Genomic DNA, 16,380 nt, shown 5'->3' with positions numbered 1-16,380 from the left:
AAGTCAGGAGTGACTGATCGAACCGACGAGCAACCAGGTTCAAGGCTCTGAACGAGTCTTCTGGTTTGGCATTCCATCCTTACCAATTCTGCCGCGACCTTGACCGCCTGCGAATCAGCAAGCTGGGTGCGGCTACCTTTTTACCGCACGAGATTTTTGATGTCTGATCATCCCGCTTCCAAGGAAACGTTGGTCGATCCCACGTCCGAGTTGAACTCGCAAGAACAAACTCTGGACACGTTTGAGATGTCGACCACGGAGACTGTGGTCGATCTTTCCGCCCAGTGGGCCACCCAGTATGCCAACGCTGTGATCGATCCGAGCGAAGTTGCTTCACCAACCGTCGACGAATCACTGTTGTATTACCAAGCCGATTGCACCGAAGAAACTTCGGATGCACCCGTGGAGGTCCAATCTGAATTGTCTGTTGAGCCCGTTCAAGTGGAAGTCGCTGAACTGGAACAACCGATTCAGGATCCACCCGCTCTGCAAGAGCAGTCGGTCGCATCGGAGCCAGAAGTGGTGGCAGAATCGCAACCAGAACCACAACCTGTGGTCGAACCAGAGCCAGTGGTTTCGCAGCCGACGCTCGAGTCCGTTGTTCAGCCGGAGCCTGTTGCACAGCCTGAGGCCGTTGCACAGCCCGAGCCTGTTGTTCAGTCGGAACCTGTTGTTCAGCAGGAGCTGGTGGAAGAGCAGCAGCCCGTTGCATCGCCCGAACCGATCGCTCAACCCGAACCGATCGTTCAACAAGTGCCCGTGGCAGAGCCCGAACCTGTTGCACAGCCAGAACCTGTCGCCGCAGCAGCTCCTGTCGCCGCTGCAGTGCCTGCTGCCGAAGTGGTGGCGGTTCCCAAGCAAGAATTGGACGTCAAACCCGTCGAGCCAGTCGCTCAGCCAGTGGCGCCTGTTCGAGAAGAAACGAACCCGCCCGCTCAGTCCAGTGAAAGTGCGAAGGCAGAAGTGTCTCCGCAGTCAAACGAGCCCGCCGAGCCCTTGTTTCGCGACCTGGATTTGCGCAAAGAAGTGCAAAAGGCAGTGGCGGCTTCCGGGTACGACAAACCCACTCCAATCCAAGCTGAGATCATTCCCTACATGCTGGATGGTCGCGACGTTTTGGCTCAGTCGCAAACCGGTACCGGCAAGACAGCTGCCTTCGCGCTGCCGATCTTGTCGCGAGTGGACGTTCGCAACCGTCGTCCGCAGGTGCTCGTGCTGGCACCCACGCGAGAATTGGCGATTCAAGTCGCTCGTTCGTTCACCAAGTACGGTGCCGATCTGGAGGGTTTCCAAGTCGCAGCGATCTACGGTGGTCAAGACTACGAACCGCAGTTGCGTCAACTCCGGCGTGGCGTCCAAGTTGTGGTGGGGACACCCGGTCGAGTGATCGATCACGTCAAGCGTGGCACATTGGACCTTGGTTCGCTCGACTGCCTCGTGCTCGACGAAGCCGACGAGATGCTCAACATGGGATTCTTGGAGGACGTGCAATTCGTCCTTGAAAAAACTCCTGACGGACGCCAAGTCGCTTTGTTCTCAGCGACGTTGCCCAAGCCCATTCGCAAGATCGCGGATGAGTACTTGAACGATCCCGCTCGGATCACGATCAAATCCAAGACCATCACGGCAGCATCGGTTCGGCAGCGAGCACTGTTTGTCTCGCCACGCGACAAGACCGATGCCTTGGCTCGCCTCTTGGAAGTGGAAGACACCGATGGCGTGATCGTCTTCACCAAGACAAAGGATTCCACCCTCAGCGTTGCTGAGAAATTGAGCCAGCAAGGTTTCTCCGCCGTCGCACTCAACGGCGACATGCCGCAAAAAGTTCGTGAACGGACCATTGATCAGCTCAAACGGGGGCAGCTCGATGTGTTGGTTGCCACCGATGTGGCCGCTCGAGGTCTGGACGTTCCGCGAATCAGTCACGTGTTCAACTATGATTTGCCGCATGACAGCGAATCGTATGTGCACCGCATCGGGCGGACTGGACGTGCCGGACGCAGTGGAGAAGCAATCATCTTCCTGACCAACGCTCAGCGTCGTCAGCTTCGCTTCATTGAGAACACAACCAAGCAGCCCATTGAAGTCGTCGATCTTCCGACGGTGGCCGACATCAACAACGCTCGTGTCCGTCGATTCAAGCAACGCATCACCGATGTCTCCGCTGACCAAGATCTGACTGTCTTCAAGGACATGATCGCTCAGTACGCTGAGGAAACCGGCAAATCGATGGACATGATCGCCGCCGCGTTGGCCGAAATGAGCCAAGACGGACGTCCGTTCTTGTTGAAAGAACGCCCCAAGAAACAACGTGAGCGTCCCGAACGCGACAATTCTCGCGGCCGGGACTCGTTCGATTCGAACGACCGATCCGGCAATCGTGGATCCTTCGGCGATGATCGCCCTCGTCGCCCCAAAGGCCGTCCATTGACGCCCGTCAAAGAAGGCATGACCCGCTATCGTCTCGATGTGGGTTGGCAAGACGGAGTCAAACCCGGCAACATCGTCGGTGCGGTTGCCAACGAAGCTGGCATCGATGGCGAGTTCATCGGTCCAATCAACATTCGTGATTCGCACACGTTGATCGACCTGCCCGAAGGCATGCCATCGGACATCTATCAAACGCTTCGTAAAACGTGGGTCGCCGGGAAACGGTTGAACCTCGAAGAGGCCGGCGATGTGGTGGATGACAACGAAGGCGACGGTGCTCGCAGTAACTTCCGCAAGAACAAATTCTCCGGCGGCGGAGATTCGCGTGGCAAGAGTTTCAGCGGTGGAAAGCGTTCGTTCGGCAACAAGTCCCGCAACAATGGAAGCACCGCTCCGAGTGCGAAACGCGGCAAGAAGAAATTCAAACCTTCTTGATCCAGGACGCCGCGTTGCGAAGTCCCGCGGCGGCATCGTTCACCGGCCAATACTCCAGTCCAACGTGGCCGGAGTAGCCGGTGTCCGCGATCGCCGCGAAGATGGACGGGTAATGCAATTCGCCGTGGTCGAGTTCATGTCGACCGGGATTGCCGGCGGCATGAAAGTGAGCGATCGCGTGGATGTTCTGTGTTGAATTCGCGATCACGTGGCCTTCACTGATCTGCTGGTGATAGATGTCAAACGTCACCTTCACGTTCGGGCTGCCAACTTCTTCGATGATCGAGAACGCTTCGTCACTGCGGACCAGGTAGTACCCCGCGTGATCGATCCGTTCGTTGAGTGGTTCAATCGCCAGAACCACGCCCGAATCTTCCAACATCGACGCGGCTTCTTTCAAGCCCGCGATCAGGCAGTCTCGTTGTTCAGCACGATCGACACCCGGGCGTGCGTCACCGACTTGTGAGATCAGCACCGGGCAGTTCAGTTGCTTGGCCGCTGCAATGGAGTCCTTCACACCCGCTAGGTACTCAGCTCGCGTGGAAGGATCAACCAGGCTCACAAACTTCGTGCAAATCGCTGCAAGCTGCAGTTGCAATTCTTCCCGAGCTTGATTGATCGCGTCCAGGTCCTTGTCCCACCACTTCCAGAATTCGAAGGCGGGGTAGCCACACTCAGCGACCAATTTCATCGCCTCCACGGTGGACAGGTTTTCGAGGACAGCGTCCACGCAGACAGAGGCTTTCAATCGGGCGGGGGAGTTCATGGAGGCGAGTTGCTTTCAACTTCGTGGTAGAGTTCGGCGAGCGGGACCAGGATTGTTTCCAGGTGGTCCGCCCATTGGTTGTCAGGAAAGGCGGCGGGATCGGAAAGTCGCTGCATGCGAAGTGCATCCAGTTGGTCTTCCAGTTCGTCGCGACGTCGGAGTTGATCGTCGGTCCAATTCAGTGAGTTGGCAACCGGGGCGATCGTCATTCGCCCCGCCTGTTTTCCGTCGAGCTTTGCCAGTTGTTCTGGAGTGAGCACCTGTTTGCGAAGATCGTCGGCTTGCGACCCAAGCCCATCGCCGTTGTCATCGATCAAGGCATGTTCCGTCGCGATGCGATGTTCCGCTTCGTAGAACAGTTCGACGTCTTTGCTCGCTCTCACAAACGCTTCGCGAATCGAGACGGCATCGTCGTGATCGAGATCGGAATCGAGGGACGCCAGGGCTTCTGCAAAGTACTGCCCGAACCTCGCGAAATTCTGTTCGTTGCCGCTCTTGGTTGCCGTCACGATGATTCGATTGGGACCCGACAAAGCGTTGATGAACGGGCCGCTCGACGAGGCGTTGTTGACGATCACGACGGGACGCTTGAAACCCGCCAGCCAGCCCTTCATTTGATCCGCCGAAACGTCCGGCCCTCGCAAATTGAACTTGGCGACGTTGCGAGCAAACGTGCCATGCCCGATCAAGGAAATCCACAGCGGTCGCGGCGAATCGGTTTCGAAACCCTGCAAGGCTTTCTCAAGCAACTGCAGGTCATCCAGTTCGCTTTTTGTGGACGCGTCCCCAATCCGAACCGCGTTCAGCTTTGCTGTTTTCGCAAGTTGCATCCACGTGCCGGACCACTCGCGAAAAACGGGCTCGTAGTTTTCCTCACCGGCGGCGCCCACCACGACGATCAGGTCGCCACGATTGATTTCGGTTGCCTCCAGTTCGGGGGCGTTCGAGTCGTCGCCAACTTCGAGTTTTGCGGCCGGTTCGATGGTGGATGTGTCTTGCCCCCATGCCAACGTCGATGCGGGCAGGCACAGTGCCGTCGTGAGGCAAAGCTTGGTCCACTTTTGGCGGTGCAGGATTTTCGATCGGTTGTTCATGCGAGTCCCTTCCATCGTCGAAGTCCCCATTCGCCACAGAGACACGCCATTGCGAGTAGCATCACCCATGTTTGGTGCCAAAGTGGATAGACCCAAGTTTCGGTCACCGGTATTTCTCGATTGGGAAGGTCGCTGACAAAGTTGCCCAGATCAGAAACTCGCAGGACTTCTCCGCCCGTGGATTCGGCCAGGTTGCTGAGCCAAGTTTCGTTCCATGACAGTCGTTGGGTTTCTTCCATGCCAGGATCGCTGACCCAGCCGCCTTCGTCGTTTCCGATGAAGCTTTGATCCGCCGCTTTCGCATCGGCCGACACGGTGAATCGACCGGATACACGAGAAACGAAGTTTGCGGTGTAGGTTCCCAGTTCATTTGCATCCGGCCGAGCGGTGAGCGGGATCGCGACGCCATCTTCGCCGGTCACGTTCAGTGTCACGGTTGCATTTTCCATTGGCAGATACGATTCGTCTCGCACCAAGACTCGCAGGTGGGTCGACCCGGTCGAGCCCTCGGGTTGAATCGTCAGTTCCACCCGGCGAGGGACTTCGCCGACCAACCAGCGTGCCATCTGACGCCACGCCTGCGCGGGATCGTCGCTGGCTTCGGTGGGGGTTTCGTTCTGGTCCTTTTGCATTGACCAACGCCAGAAATCGCCGATCGGCATCGCGGCCGTTCGCCCTTTTCCAAATCGCTGGGTGACGAAAGCGGGGGCGGACTGGCCGGACGCTGATTCCAACTGAGCCAGTTCGATGGCGCCCGGTTTGATGTCGCCCACTTCATGCGTGACTCGAAACGGTGGCATCTTTGACAGCCGCATTTTTTCAGCGGTTTCAGTTTCGCGGAGGCGTTGCCAAGGCTGCAGCATGCCTTCGCGTGTGATCGACCACTTGCCGCTGGGAGCCGGTTGGTCGGATCGATTTCGCGGAGCATAAACGGGGGAAAGTTCGCCCAGCGGAGTCTTGCCAAAGGAGTCGTCATTGAACGATTCTTGGCCGCCCAGCATCAGCAAACCGCCTCCCCGCAGGCTCACGAATTGTCGCAGCAGCAGCATTTGGTCCTGAGTGAAAAACTCCGGTTCGATGTCGTCCAGGATGATCCCGTGGTAGCCGAACAGTTCTTCGGGCGTTTCAGGAAACCCTTTGCTGAGTTCTTCGGATTCCTTCACACCCAATCGGATCATGACGGCTTCGTCGTACTGCTCGCGAGTTTCTTCCTCGTCTTCTCCCAGACCCGCGAACAAGGGGTTGCTGCTGTTAACGCCTTTGTCGCGGAAGCTGAATTTGGGTTCCTTGTCAGCGATCCGAAGCAGTCCCACCAGCTGAGTTTCCGCGTCGCTTTGCAACGCACGCCGAAGGAATTTGAACTCCCAGTTGGGACGTCCGGCCAGGTACAGAATTCGAAACGGGCCGCGCCGAGGTTGGACGTCGATCCAACGCTGGTTGTTTCGCAGAGTGGCTTCATCGCCCGAGGATCCTTCCAACCACGCGTTGCCTTCCTCGATTTGCGATCGAATCGATTGGCGTTGTGATGGCGCAAACGCCAGCACGCGATAGAACTGAGTGCCCGCCTGTTCGGGACGAAAGCGAAACGTGACGGATTGCAGTTCGCCGTCTTCTTCGATGGTGACGGTCTGCTCTTCGACGGAAGTTCCGGATGCGTTCAGCAATTGAACAACGACTTCTTGGTTTTTGATCCCCGTCGCCATCACGTCGGCGCGAACGGTCATCGGCGAGGTCTCAAAATCACTTTGAGTCACACTGACTCGTTCCAATCGCAAATCCGTCGGTGTGGTTGGGCTGTCGGGGAGCACCGGAAAGATTGGAAAGGGAAAACCCATGCTCCCAATTTTTGCGGCGGCGGAGTCCGTGAGGTTGCCATCACTGAACAGCAACGCACCGGCCACGGGGCGTCCTTCCAGTCGCTGTGACAACGCATCGATCGAGGTTTGCAGCGACGACTGCATGCCGTTGAAGTCCAGGGTGTCGATGTCGGCGAGGCGACTCAGTCGAGCATCGGCTCCGAACAAACGAACATCGAAGGTTTGTTCCAGTTGAACTCGCCAAGGGGAATCGTTTGCCAATTCGTTGGCAAACTTCTGCCCCCGTGAAAGTCCTTCCTCGTCGTCTTGAAGCTGCATGCTCTGGCTGGTGTCGACCAGGATCGGAAACAGGTTGGCTTGTGGACGCGGTCGTTCGCCCCGCCACATCGGCTGAAGCAAACACATCAGCATCAATGCGACGGCGATCAGTTTCAGTGTCGCTGCGAGCACGCGAATCGGGGTGCTCGCGCGAGACCGGGTGTAGGACCAACCGATCGCAGCGGCCAACACGACCGCCAGAATTCCTGCTGGAACGATCCATTCTGGGGCACCCCAGATCAAATGTTGGGCCCAGTTGTCAGACGAGTTGAGAGCGTCGTTCAAAGCCCACTCCCAATTCGTTCGTAGTAACGACGCACCGCTTCGGAGTACTGGTCCGGAACCGGATCACGATCGATTGGAACCAGCGATTGCTTCTTCGCACTGCGCCGCATGTATTCCTCCGCGAGATCACGTTTGAGTTCACGCATGGGTTCGACAATCATTTCCTCCACCAGATCCCATTGAGGTGGTTTGGATTCACGGCGAATCTCTTCCCGCATGTCACGGGCTCGTTCCCGAATCCGTGTGGCACGGGACCGCAGTTCGGGGTCGGAGACCATCTCCTCGATGTCACGCAAACCATCGGACCATTCGCGAAATCCTTCGCCGGTCAGCGGTGACGTGAAGTTGCTGGGAGAGGACGGAGCTTGGGCCGCTGATGGATTGGCTCCGCCGGGTTGCCCCGGTGTGGGCGACATGGAGGGAGATTGCGATTCGCCTGGTTGTGCCTGACCCTCTTGGGGTTGGCCTGGCTGCGTTTGCGAACCGGGGCGAAGTCCAGGAGGTCCTGGCGGACGCTCGGAAGATTCTTGTGGTTCGCTGCCTTCGGCTGGTTCACCCTGAGTCGGTTCGGCTGGAACTTGTCCCTCTGGAGCTTGTCCGCCCTGCCCTGCACCGCCCTGCCCTGGTGAGTTTGACTGGGAAGGCGAGCCCGATGGTGTGGGTTGGCCACCTTCGGATTCACCCGGTGGTTGTTCACCTTGCGGTTGCCCGGGCCCGCCTTGGCCCGGTTGGTTTTCTTCGCTGGGTTGCGGTTGGCCGGGTTGGGGTTGGCCTTCACCAGGCTGCCCGTCTCGAGTTTCATCCCCGCCAGGCTCACGTTCTGCTGTCTCCGAAGCTCCGCCCTGCCCTGCCCCGTTGGGATCGTCCGAGCGTGCTTGTTGGACTTCGTCTTCGACGGCAGATTCCAATTGCTCGGCCAGATTCGCGGCGCGTTGCAATCCTTCCGCTTCGTTGCCCAGCACACTCTCAGCGGCGGCTTCGATCTGCTCGCTCAATTCTTCGATCGCGTCCCCAGCCTGCCCTGCCATCTGCTGGGACTGGGTGTCAAAGCCACGCTGGAGAAGTTGGCTGGCGGCATCGAGTCGTTCTTCTGCCCGACGTTGTTGCGTTTCGCGAAAAGCGTCGTACAGGTTTTGAGCCAACAATGGCTCGGACTCCTCTGCTTCCTGAACGACTTCTTCGATGTCCTCCATCAGTTCCGTCAGAGCTTCACGTTGCTCACTCAGGGCTTCTTTCAGTTCTTCGCGACTGCCACTGGAACGCAGTCCAGGCGAATCGCTGGGGGCATCCATCTCAGACAGTTGTTCTTCGATTTCCTGTTGTCCTGTGTTCAGGTCGCGAGCCCGGTCACGCATCGACTGCATCGCTTCATTGAATTGACCGGCGGCTTGTTCGCGAATTTCTTCTCGAACGGATTCCAGTTCACGTTCGGCGCGTTTGCCGCTGGACAAGGCCGTCGCTGCGTCCTGTTGTTCCATCGCTTCACCCGCCTCGCGAATGTTTTCACGTGTCTGTTCCAGTTGTTCGCTGGCTTCTTGCATGTTGGATGCATTTTCGGGTGAGTTCATGCGTTCCATCAGTTCGTCGGTTTGACGAAGCATGTCCTGCTGCTGTTCACGGAGTCGTTCCAGTTGCCGGCGGAGTTCCTCCTTTTCTTGTTCTTCGTCGGCCAATTGCAACGCGGACTGAAGCTGCGCGAGTTCCTCGTTGAGGTCTTGTTGGCGACGCGCCAGTTCACCCAGACGACTGAGCACCTGACGCGTTTCGCGTTGAGCTTGCTGCTCGGGCGTCATCTGAGCTTGTTGTTGTGTTTCGTAGCGGTCCTGTTCCTGATCCAGCTCGAGTTCGTCGAGTTGCTGTTGTTTGCGTTGTTGGCCCGCGGATCCCTGGCTGGGTTGCTGTTGCGAACGCGAAACTTCGAATTCGCTGGCTCGCATCCGAAGCAGGCCCGCGTAAGCGGATTGTTCCGCCACAACAGCGGCGGACAGCGGTTCGCGATCGTTGGTCTCGATCGCTCGATTCAGTTCGGCAACCGCCGTCAGCATGGATTGCCGGACATTGGCGGCGTGCTGCTTGGATTCGGCTTCGGTGAGTTCCTGAGCCAGTTCGTCCAGTTGAGCGATCACGTCTTGTTGAGAATCGGCGATCACGCGAACGTCGGCCGTGGTTTGCTCGTTCCATCGGACAGTCGATTGCAATGACTTCCAAGTGGCTTGGATGATTTGCTTTTGAGTTTCGATCAGCTCTTCGGCTTGTTGTTCTTGCTCGCTCGGTTCCGATGGTTCCGAAGGTTGACTGGCTTGAGGATCGCCTTCGCGGAAGATTTCTTCGAACCGTCGGACCTCGGCGAAGTACAAATCGCTCTGCGTGCGACGGACGTTGGTTTCCGAGGATTCATTGGCGACCTTGTCTTCGGCCCAGAACGAATACGACAGCAAATCGTCCGGTTTGGCCTCGAGCGATTCCATGTCGACCATGTGCTGGATCGTTTGCTTCTGGTTGGCGGCGATGTTCTCGGCCAACACAATGTCTTGCGGCGGTTTGCCTGCGAAGGTCAACGAAACGCCCGCGCGAGCGAGTCCGTGATCGTCTCGGACTTCCGCCGCGATCAGGAACTCTTCCAATGCTGAGACGGAAACATCGCCACCGATCGTGGGGCGAATCTTGGCCGACTGATTGGGGAGCATTCGAACGATGAACTGAGTCGAGAGCTGGTTCGTGCGATCTTTGTCGTCTTTCAGCCCGACGTCGTATCGTTCGCTTTCTTCCACTTTGATTGCGACGGACCACCACAGGGGACGCTCGGGGGCTTGGGTCATCTCCAAGGGAGAGGAGTCTTCGTAGTTGGCTTCGTTTTTCTTGTATGGCTTGGGGAAGAGTCGAGCCGACGTGACTGGTTTGTTGAGTCGAACCCACCAGGTGACTTCGCTGCCTTTGGCCACCGAGACCCGCACCGTGTCTTCGATGCGGCGGTTTTCCAGTCCGGTGAACTCGGGGTAAACGATCGCGGCGTCGCTTCGACTGACAGCCGGGTATTCGAATACTTCGACGCGGTACTCTTCGCTTGACCAGTGAGGCAGCGCGACTCGGTAGGTGAACGATTCGTCGACCTCGGGAACCAGACCGCCCCAGATGGGGTCGGCCATGCTCCGTCGCATCGGCAGACGAGCGACTCGAGGTTCGAGCGGGGTTTCGGGGAGAGTTTGGTCGGTGTCGGCAAGTTGTTCGATCGGTTGATGGTCGATGGCCGTGAGGACCAGTTCCGGCTCAACAGCGGATTGGCGACCAATCCAGTCGGCTTGGAATTCCGCGGTGACCAACAAGTTGGTGCCGCGTTCGATTTCCGTGCTGCCAGGCTGGATCACCACATCGGGTTTGGGCAACACGACCGAAGAGGCAGTGGCGGAAGTGTCCGGTTTGGCGAGTAGAAAGAAGGCGGCCAAGGCAAGTGTCGCGAGTGTTCCCGACAAGCCAAACAATCGGTTGACCCAAAGCCAACGCGAAGACACGACATCGGGCCAATTGTTCCGACGCGCATGCTCGCGAGCCTCACGCATCACCCGTTGATTCAGGTAACTGTCGGGGTGTTGGGCAACGGAGTCATCGACGGCCGTGATCAGGCGTTGGTCGAGGTCCGGGTAGCGATGTTCGATTTCTCTCGCCACGGACTGCACGTTCCGAATTCGCAAGCGAGCCGCGATCAAACAAACCAACGCTGCGATCACCAGCGTCGAGACGATCGCGATTGAACTGGAGAGAGAGGACGTTGAAAACGTCATCGACGAAAGCAAAGCGAACGTCCGCTGGGTCGACACCAGCCACACCAGGACGATCAAGGCGATCGTCCAAGCCAGCCAGCCGAGCGATTGCCAGAAACGCAGTCGTCGCATCCGACGAATCACGGGATCGATGCAATCAAGCAATTCGTTTCGCATAGCGTCCTCCCCAAAGGGTTTCGATCACCAACAGTCCGATCGCAGCGAGCAACAACCATTGCCACAAACGTTGGTTGCTTTCCAATTCACGATCTCGCAGTTGCAGCGTCGCTTGAGTCAGTTTTTCAGCCGTGGCTGCTTCGCCCAAGCCAATGCCCAATCGCTCGAGCGTGTCTTCGTCCATCGCATCCGTTTGGCTCTCGGATTCTGACAGGTTGCTGGCGAATGGGATGGGCTCTTCATCGGGTAATTTCAGTCGATAGACGCCTGGACGATCAACGAAGTCAGCGTCCGAAGCTTGCTCGTAAGGCGAGGACTCACCGTCCGAGCGAAGCAGTTCCGCGCCTTCAGTTGGTGGCCAGGGAAGCGGCGTTCCGACCACGTGGCCAGCCACAGACGTAGCCGCTCGCTCGTTGCCAGCGAACATCTGCGCGATCAAGGGAATGAACTTGGTCGACAAAGCCAATTGGCTCGATGATGGTTGCCAGCCCGTTGTTAGCAACCAGATGTTGCCAGACTGCGCCAATGCCGGTGCACCAGAATCGAAAGTTGCCAAAACGTTCCAGTCGGCCGCTTCGAGTCCCGATACATTTCGGTGATTCCAAAATTGAATCTTGCTGAAATCGTTGAACTGCGGATCCGCCATGGAAGCGAACAAGGGCGACGAGAAATCAACTCGCGACCACATGGCGTAGTCATCGATTTTGGCTTCCTGGGTGGAAAGCGAATCGTCGTCTGTGATCGATGCAATGCAATTCAAAACATTCGACGCACTGTCGGATTCATCCATCACGAACAGCACTCGGCCGCCAGCTTCGGTGTAGGTTCGAAGGGTTTGGGAGAATGAGTCGGTGTTGGCGACCTCGCCGACCACAACCAGCGGGCATTCACGCGGATCCAAGTCGGATGGCAATTGCGCGACCACGACCGTTTCCATCGAGACCGTTCGCGTCGCGTTGTCGAGTGGAACGCGTTCGAGGTAATAAAACAAACTTTCGCGAGGATCGTCTTCAGACTCCCCGACATACAGCAGCCGATACGAACGCTTTTCCGGAGCGACCCAGTGAATCGTGTTGTCAAACGGTGAGTCGTCGCCTGACAAGACAATCGCGGTGGCGGAATCGGATGGTTGGTTCATGCGGACAATCTGCGTTGCGTCCGCCTCGACCTGAATCGTTTGCTTGTCGCTCGTGTCTTTCCATTGCAGCGTCAAATCAAACTGCGAAGCGAGCTTGGAATTGACGACTCGGACGGGCAACTTTCGATCGGGTTCATTGCCGGTTGAATCTTGCAAGTTCTCCATCGTTTGGTCGTTCATCACGATTGCGGTGGCATTGCCTTGTTCGGCGGGGACCACTCGGCGGATATCCAGTGTGACCTGTTCAGGCCATGTGTTTTGCTGCAATGCATCGATCTTGGAACCGTCTTGCAGATCTGAGATCAACACGATGCTGGCTGGGCCTGGGGGCTGATTTCGCGTCGCCGGTTCAGCTTCATTGGAATCGTTCTCGGCCGGAGCTCGTGATTCGGTCGGCCACTGAGCCCAATCCGCGGTTTCGCGAAGAGCGGATCCGAGATCAGTGGCTCGCCAAGTGGGTTGGATTTCCTTCAACGCCTGCAAGGCGAGAGCACTCTGGCGTTCATCGGATGTTGCCGCGAGCGATGTTTCCCAGATTCGATCGGTTTCGGTGTCGAACACAAACACCGCGAATTGGTCTTGAGCGGAAAGGTCCGTTAGAACCTCTTCGGCTTTCTTGACCGCCTGGTCCCAGAGGTCCTCCCGCTGCATGCTGGCGCTGCGGTCGATCAACACCGCGATTCGGCGGACGGGAGTGTCGCTGAATTGGTCGGAGGCGCCGCGGAGGAACGGTCGGGCGAACGCGGCGGCCAACAGCAGCAAAGCCAAGGCTCGAAGGAGCAGCAACGGCCACTGATCCAATCGGCTGCGGCGGGTCAGCCGTGGCGGGACCTCTCGCAGGAACATCACCGAGCTGAATGGCAACGCACCCTTGGGATGTTGCCGAATCAGGTGGAACAAAATTGGTGCGGCGACGGCCAGTGCACCGGCCAGGAAAAACGGGGCGAGCATGCTCATCCGGAAGTGCCTCCTGAGCTCAGCATGCCGGATCGGCTGGCACCCACGCAGCGCCGTTGGTGAGCGGAGACAAAGTCAGACAGCGACTCTTGCAGAGGACGGTCGGTGGTGCTGGTGTAAATCGCCGCGCCCACCGCATTGCAGATCGACTCAACTGCCTCGGCGTGTTCTTGGAAGGCAGCTTGGTAAGCTTTGCGAGTCGCGTCCGGATCGACTTGGATTTTGCGTCCGGTTTCCATGTCCACCAACACCTTGGATTCATCCACCGAAAGATGGACTTCGTTGGGATCCAGGATCCTCAGCACGATCACTTCGTGTTGTCGCGACCGCAACAATGCGAGAGAACGTTGCAGTTCTTCGGTGGGCGAGAGCATGTCGCTGATCAGCACGACCAAACCACGGCGGCGGGTGATGGCGGCGATTTGAGAAATCGGTCCGTTGATGTCGGTTCCGGATCCCGATGTTGGACGTGCCAGGCAACCGAGGATCTGGCGAAGATGGCCAACGCGGCTGCGAGCAGGGACGACGTCCGCGATCGCTTCATCAAACGTCATCAAACCAACATGGTCACGTTGCAAAGTCAGGAAGTAGGCGAGCGTGGCGGCCAATGTTCTCGCGTATTCCATCTTGGTGTATTCGAGCGATCCGTAGCCCATCGATTGGCTTTGATCGACCAACAGGTAACAACGGCGGTTCGTTTCGTCTTCGAACTTCTTGATGTAGTAGCGATCGGTGCGGGCGAACAGTTTCCAATCCAGCCCTCGCGGGTCGTCGCCGGGTGAGTAGGCTCGGTATTCGCTGAATTCGACCGAGGCCCCGTGCAAGGGGCTGCGATGCAAGCCACCAAAGAAGCCCTCGACAACCAGTTTCGACCGCAACTGGAGATTTTTGATCCGCATCAATGCGTGCGGGTCCATCGAGGCAGCGGTGTCACCCGGGACGCGCGAAGACCCCGGGGGGGTGCCCCGTGACGAGTCCGGATGGCCATGGGTGGCTTTCCGTGACGAGCGAGATTGACGTTGGAACCAGCTCAATTCAGACTTCCGTGGGGATTTCTTGAAGAAGTCGTGTGACCAGGTTTTCAACATTGAAACCTTCGGCCTCGGCTCGATAGCTCAGCAGGACTCGGTGTCGAAGCGTGGGGTGGGCGAGAGCCTGGATGTCTTCGGTTCGGACGTGAGCGTGGCCGTTGAGGAGTGCTCTTGCCTTGGCACCGAGCACCAACGTTTGAGCGGCTCGAAGGCCTGCGCCCCAAGAAGCGTATTGGTTGACGAAGTCAGGCGTTCCGTCTCGTCCGGGCCGTGTCGCGGCGACCAAACGCACGGCGTAGGCGGCGATCGATTCCGCGATCGGAACGCGTCGGACCGCGGCATGAAAACGGGCGACGTCTTCGCCGGTGAAGATTGGCTGGATCGGTTCGGGCTTGGTCGATGTCGTTTGCAGGACCACCGCCAATTCATCTTTGGGTGGCAAGTAATCGATCAACACATTGAACAGGAAGCGATCGAGTTGGGCTTCGGGCAGCGGGTAGGTGCCCTCCATCTCAATCGGGTTTTGGGTTGCCAGCACGAAGAACGGTTCCTCCAGTTCAAATCGCTGGCCCCCCGCGGTGACTTGGTGTTCCTGCATCGCTTCGAGCAACGCGGCCTGCGTCTTGGGCGGCGTCCGGTTGATTTCGTCCGCCAAGATCACGTTGGCGAAGATTGGTCCTTTGACGAATTGCAGTTTGCGGTGACCGTCGGCGGACTGTTCCAGAATTTCTGTGCCGGTGATGTCCGCTGGCATCAAGTCAGGCGTGAACTGAATCCGCTGGAAATTCAAGTGAAAGATTTTCGCGACGCTGCTGACCAGCAACGTTTTCGCGAGCCCCGGTGCTCCGGTGATCAAGCAGTGACCGCCTGCGAACAGGCAGATCAGGAGCTGCTCGATGACTTCTTCTTGGCCAATGATGACCTTGGAAAGCTCTTGGACGATCCGCTCTCGTCCTTCGCGAATTTGCTCCACCACTTGGGCTTCGTCTTCGTGGGTCATGGTATCCGTTGTCATGAAGTGCAATCGGGTTGGAGGAGCGTCGGAACCGTCGGTGGTTGAGACAAGGAGGGACTCAGTGGGTCATCGCGTAGGTCACGATGTTGATTCCCATCGGATAGGCTTTCTTGACGGAGAACTCATCGAAGTACCATTGGTCTTCGCCTTCCCGTTCCCAGCCGTCGCCCAGGTCGGTGTTGTGGCAAATGAAAACCATGATGCGGTCTTCGTCGTCGGTGATGGCTCGGTAGTGAGGGACACTGGTATCGCTTCCATCACGCGACCATTCCCACGATCCCACGCTGCCGTCGGCGCCACGTCTGGCGGAGTTGATCGCGGGGACTTGCGGCTTTTCTTTGAGGTCGTACACGATGTGAAAGATCTCGTGTTCCAAAGGGACTTCAAAAGGATCCCGATCGGGGAACACGCGTTTGAGTTCGCTGCGCAGATTTTCGTATTGGGAATCGCCCCAGAAGTCATCCACCATCAGGAAGCCGCCGTTGAGGCAATACTTGCGAAGAGCTTTCACCTCCGCGTCTGAAAAGACGAGGCCGCCGGGTTCGATGATGTAGATGAACGGGTAGTCAAACAATTCCTCGTCGGTCAAGCGGATGACCACCGGATCGGGATTGACCTTCAGAGATGTGAGTTGCTGCAGACGCAGCGAGAAGTTGAGATCGCTGTCGGGATAGTCGGTCCAGCATCCTCCGCCGCCTCGACCGCGACCGCCGTAGGAATCGTATTCAATCCGAGCGAACGTGAAGCTGTCTTGAGGGAATCGTGAATCGACTTCCCAGGTTGGCACCCCGTTGCGATCAGAGGGAAGCGATCGGTTGCGACGTCCCCAGAATCCACGCTGCGCGAACGCAGCCCCACCCATCAAGAGGATCAACGCAGCCAGGATCCAACGACGATGGCCAAACGGTTTGCGAGAGAAAGTTGCAGGGGTGGATGGCTGGTGAATTTGTTTGACGTAGCCAGGAGCAGCGTCTTCGGAATGCGTCGTCACCTCTCCCCCAATTTCATTGGAGGAGAGGTCGAGCACGCCCTTCAGGCGTTGCTCGGGTGAGGGGGCCTCCGCGCGACTTGGGGCGTTGAGTGGCATTGCGGATTGATCCGCCATGGGATCGGCCCCCTCACCCGGACGACGGCTGAACGCCGCGTCCGACCTCTCCCC

Annotated in this window: 9 protein-coding genes; 1 reads left to right on the top strand and 8 read right to left on the bottom strand. The window is 57.9% G+C overall.

What is annotated here, in order from left to right; all coding sequences use genetic code 11:
- Window positions 1-159 precede the first annotated feature (159 nt).
- Window positions 160-2,865, top strand: coding sequence for a DEAD/DEAH box helicase (locus tag UH5x_RS13315; RefSeq protein ID WP_482635917.1), 2,706 nt, complete (start codon window positions 160-162; stop codon window positions 2,863-2,865).
- On the opposite strand, the gene UH5x_RS13310 is transcribed toward UH5x_RS13315, so the two are convergent.
- The 8 genes from UH5x_RS13310 to UH5x_RS13275 form a co-directional block, all read right to left on the bottom strand.
- Complete coding sequence (locus UH5x_RS13310) at window positions 2,852-3,631, bottom strand: hydroxypyruvate isomerase family protein (protein WP_482635916.1); 780 nt, start codon at window positions 3,629-3,631, stop codon at window positions 2,852-2,854. The two genes, UH5x_RS13315 and UH5x_RS13310, sit on opposite strands and share 14 nt — an antisense overlap.
- A complete protein-coding gene (locus UH5x_RS13305) occupies window positions 3,628-4,725 on the bottom strand; it encodes a hypothetical protein (RefSeq protein WP_482635915.1) in 1,098 nt (365 codons plus the stop codon). The genes UH5x_RS13310 and UH5x_RS13305 overlap by 4 nt, the downstream gene beginning before the upstream one ends.
- Window positions 4,722-7,145 carry a hypothetical protein gene (locus UH5x_RS13300; protein ID WP_482635914.1) on the bottom strand — a complete coding sequence of 808 codons (2,424 nt, stop codon included), beginning with the start codon at window positions 7,143-7,145 and terminating at the stop codon, window positions 4,722-4,724. The genes UH5x_RS13305 and UH5x_RS13300 overlap by 4 nt, the downstream gene beginning before the upstream one ends.
- Window positions 7,142-11,080 (bottom strand): coiled-coil domain-containing protein, encoded by a 3,939-nt coding sequence (locus UH5x_RS13295; RefSeq protein WP_482635913.1) that lies wholly within the window; start codon window positions 11,078-11,080, stop codon window positions 7,142-7,144. Before UH5x_RS13295 ends, UH5x_RS13300 begins: the two co-directional genes overlap by 4 nt.
- Window positions 11,061-13,175, bottom strand: a complete 2,115-nt coding sequence (locus UH5x_RS13290) for a BatA domain-containing protein (protein WP_482635912.1) — start codon at window positions 13,173-13,175, stop codon at window positions 11,061-11,063. Before UH5x_RS13290 ends, UH5x_RS13295 begins: the two co-directional genes overlap by 20 nt.
- Complete coding sequence (locus tag UH5x_RS13285) at window positions 13,172-14,092, bottom strand: DUF58 domain-containing protein (RefSeq protein WP_482635911.1); 921 nt, start codon at window positions 14,090-14,092, stop codon at window positions 13,172-13,174. Before UH5x_RS13285 ends, UH5x_RS13290 begins: the two co-directional genes overlap by 4 nt.
- A gap of 118 nt (window positions 14,093-14,210) precedes the next feature.
- On the bottom strand, window positions 14,211-15,206 hold the full coding sequence (locus UH5x_RS13280; protein ID WP_047815776.1) for an AAA family ATPase: 996 nt from the start codon (window positions 15,204-15,206) through the stop codon (window positions 14,211-14,213).
- Between the two features lie 73 nt (window positions 15,207-15,279).
- A complete protein-coding gene (locus tag UH5x_RS13275; RefSeq protein WP_482635910.1) occupies window positions 15,280-16,308 on the bottom strand; it encodes a DUF4159 domain-containing protein in 1,029 nt (342 codons plus the stop codon).
- Between the last annotated feature and the right edge of the window lie 72 nt (window positions 16,309-16,380).

It is taken from the genome of Rhodopirellula sp. UH5 (assembly GCF_056839225.1).
The sequence above is the reverse complement of the archived record's forward strand: the minus strand, read 5'-3'. Positions and strand labels throughout refer to the sequence as shown.

Bases quoted from the DNA above. Each gene is read 5' to 3' on its own strand.
- UH5x_RS13315 (WP_482635917.1), top strand. From the start codon at position 160: ATGTCTGATCATCCCGCTTCCAAGGAAACGTTGGTCGATCCCACGTCC.
- UH5x_RS13310 (WP_482635916.1), bottom strand. From the start codon at position 3,631: ATGAACTCCCCCGCCCGATTGAAAGCCTCTGTCTGCGTGGACGCTGTC.
- UH5x_RS13305 (WP_482635915.1), bottom strand. From the start codon at position 4,725: ATGAACAACCGATCGAAAATCCTGCACCGCCAAAAGTGGACCAAGCTT.
- UH5x_RS13295 (WP_482635913.1), bottom strand. From the start codon at position 11,080: ATGCGAAACGAATTGCTTGATTGCATCGATCCCGTGATTCGTCGGATG.
- UH5x_RS13290 (WP_482635912.1), bottom strand. From the start codon at position 13,175: ATGAGCATGCTCGCCCCGTTTTTCCTGGCCGGTGCACTGGCCGTCGCC.
- UH5x_RS13285 (WP_482635911.1), bottom strand. From the start codon at position 14,092: ATGGACCCGCACGCATTGATGCGGATCAAAAATCTCCAGTTGCGGTCG.
- UH5x_RS13280 (WP_047815776.1), bottom strand. From the start codon at position 15,206: ATGACCCACGAAGACGAAGCCCAAGTGGTGGAGCAAATTCGCGAAGGA.
- UH5x_RS13275 (WP_482635910.1), bottom strand. From the start codon at position 16,308: ATGCCACTCAACGCCCCAAGTCGCGCGGAGGCCCCCTCACCCGAGCAA.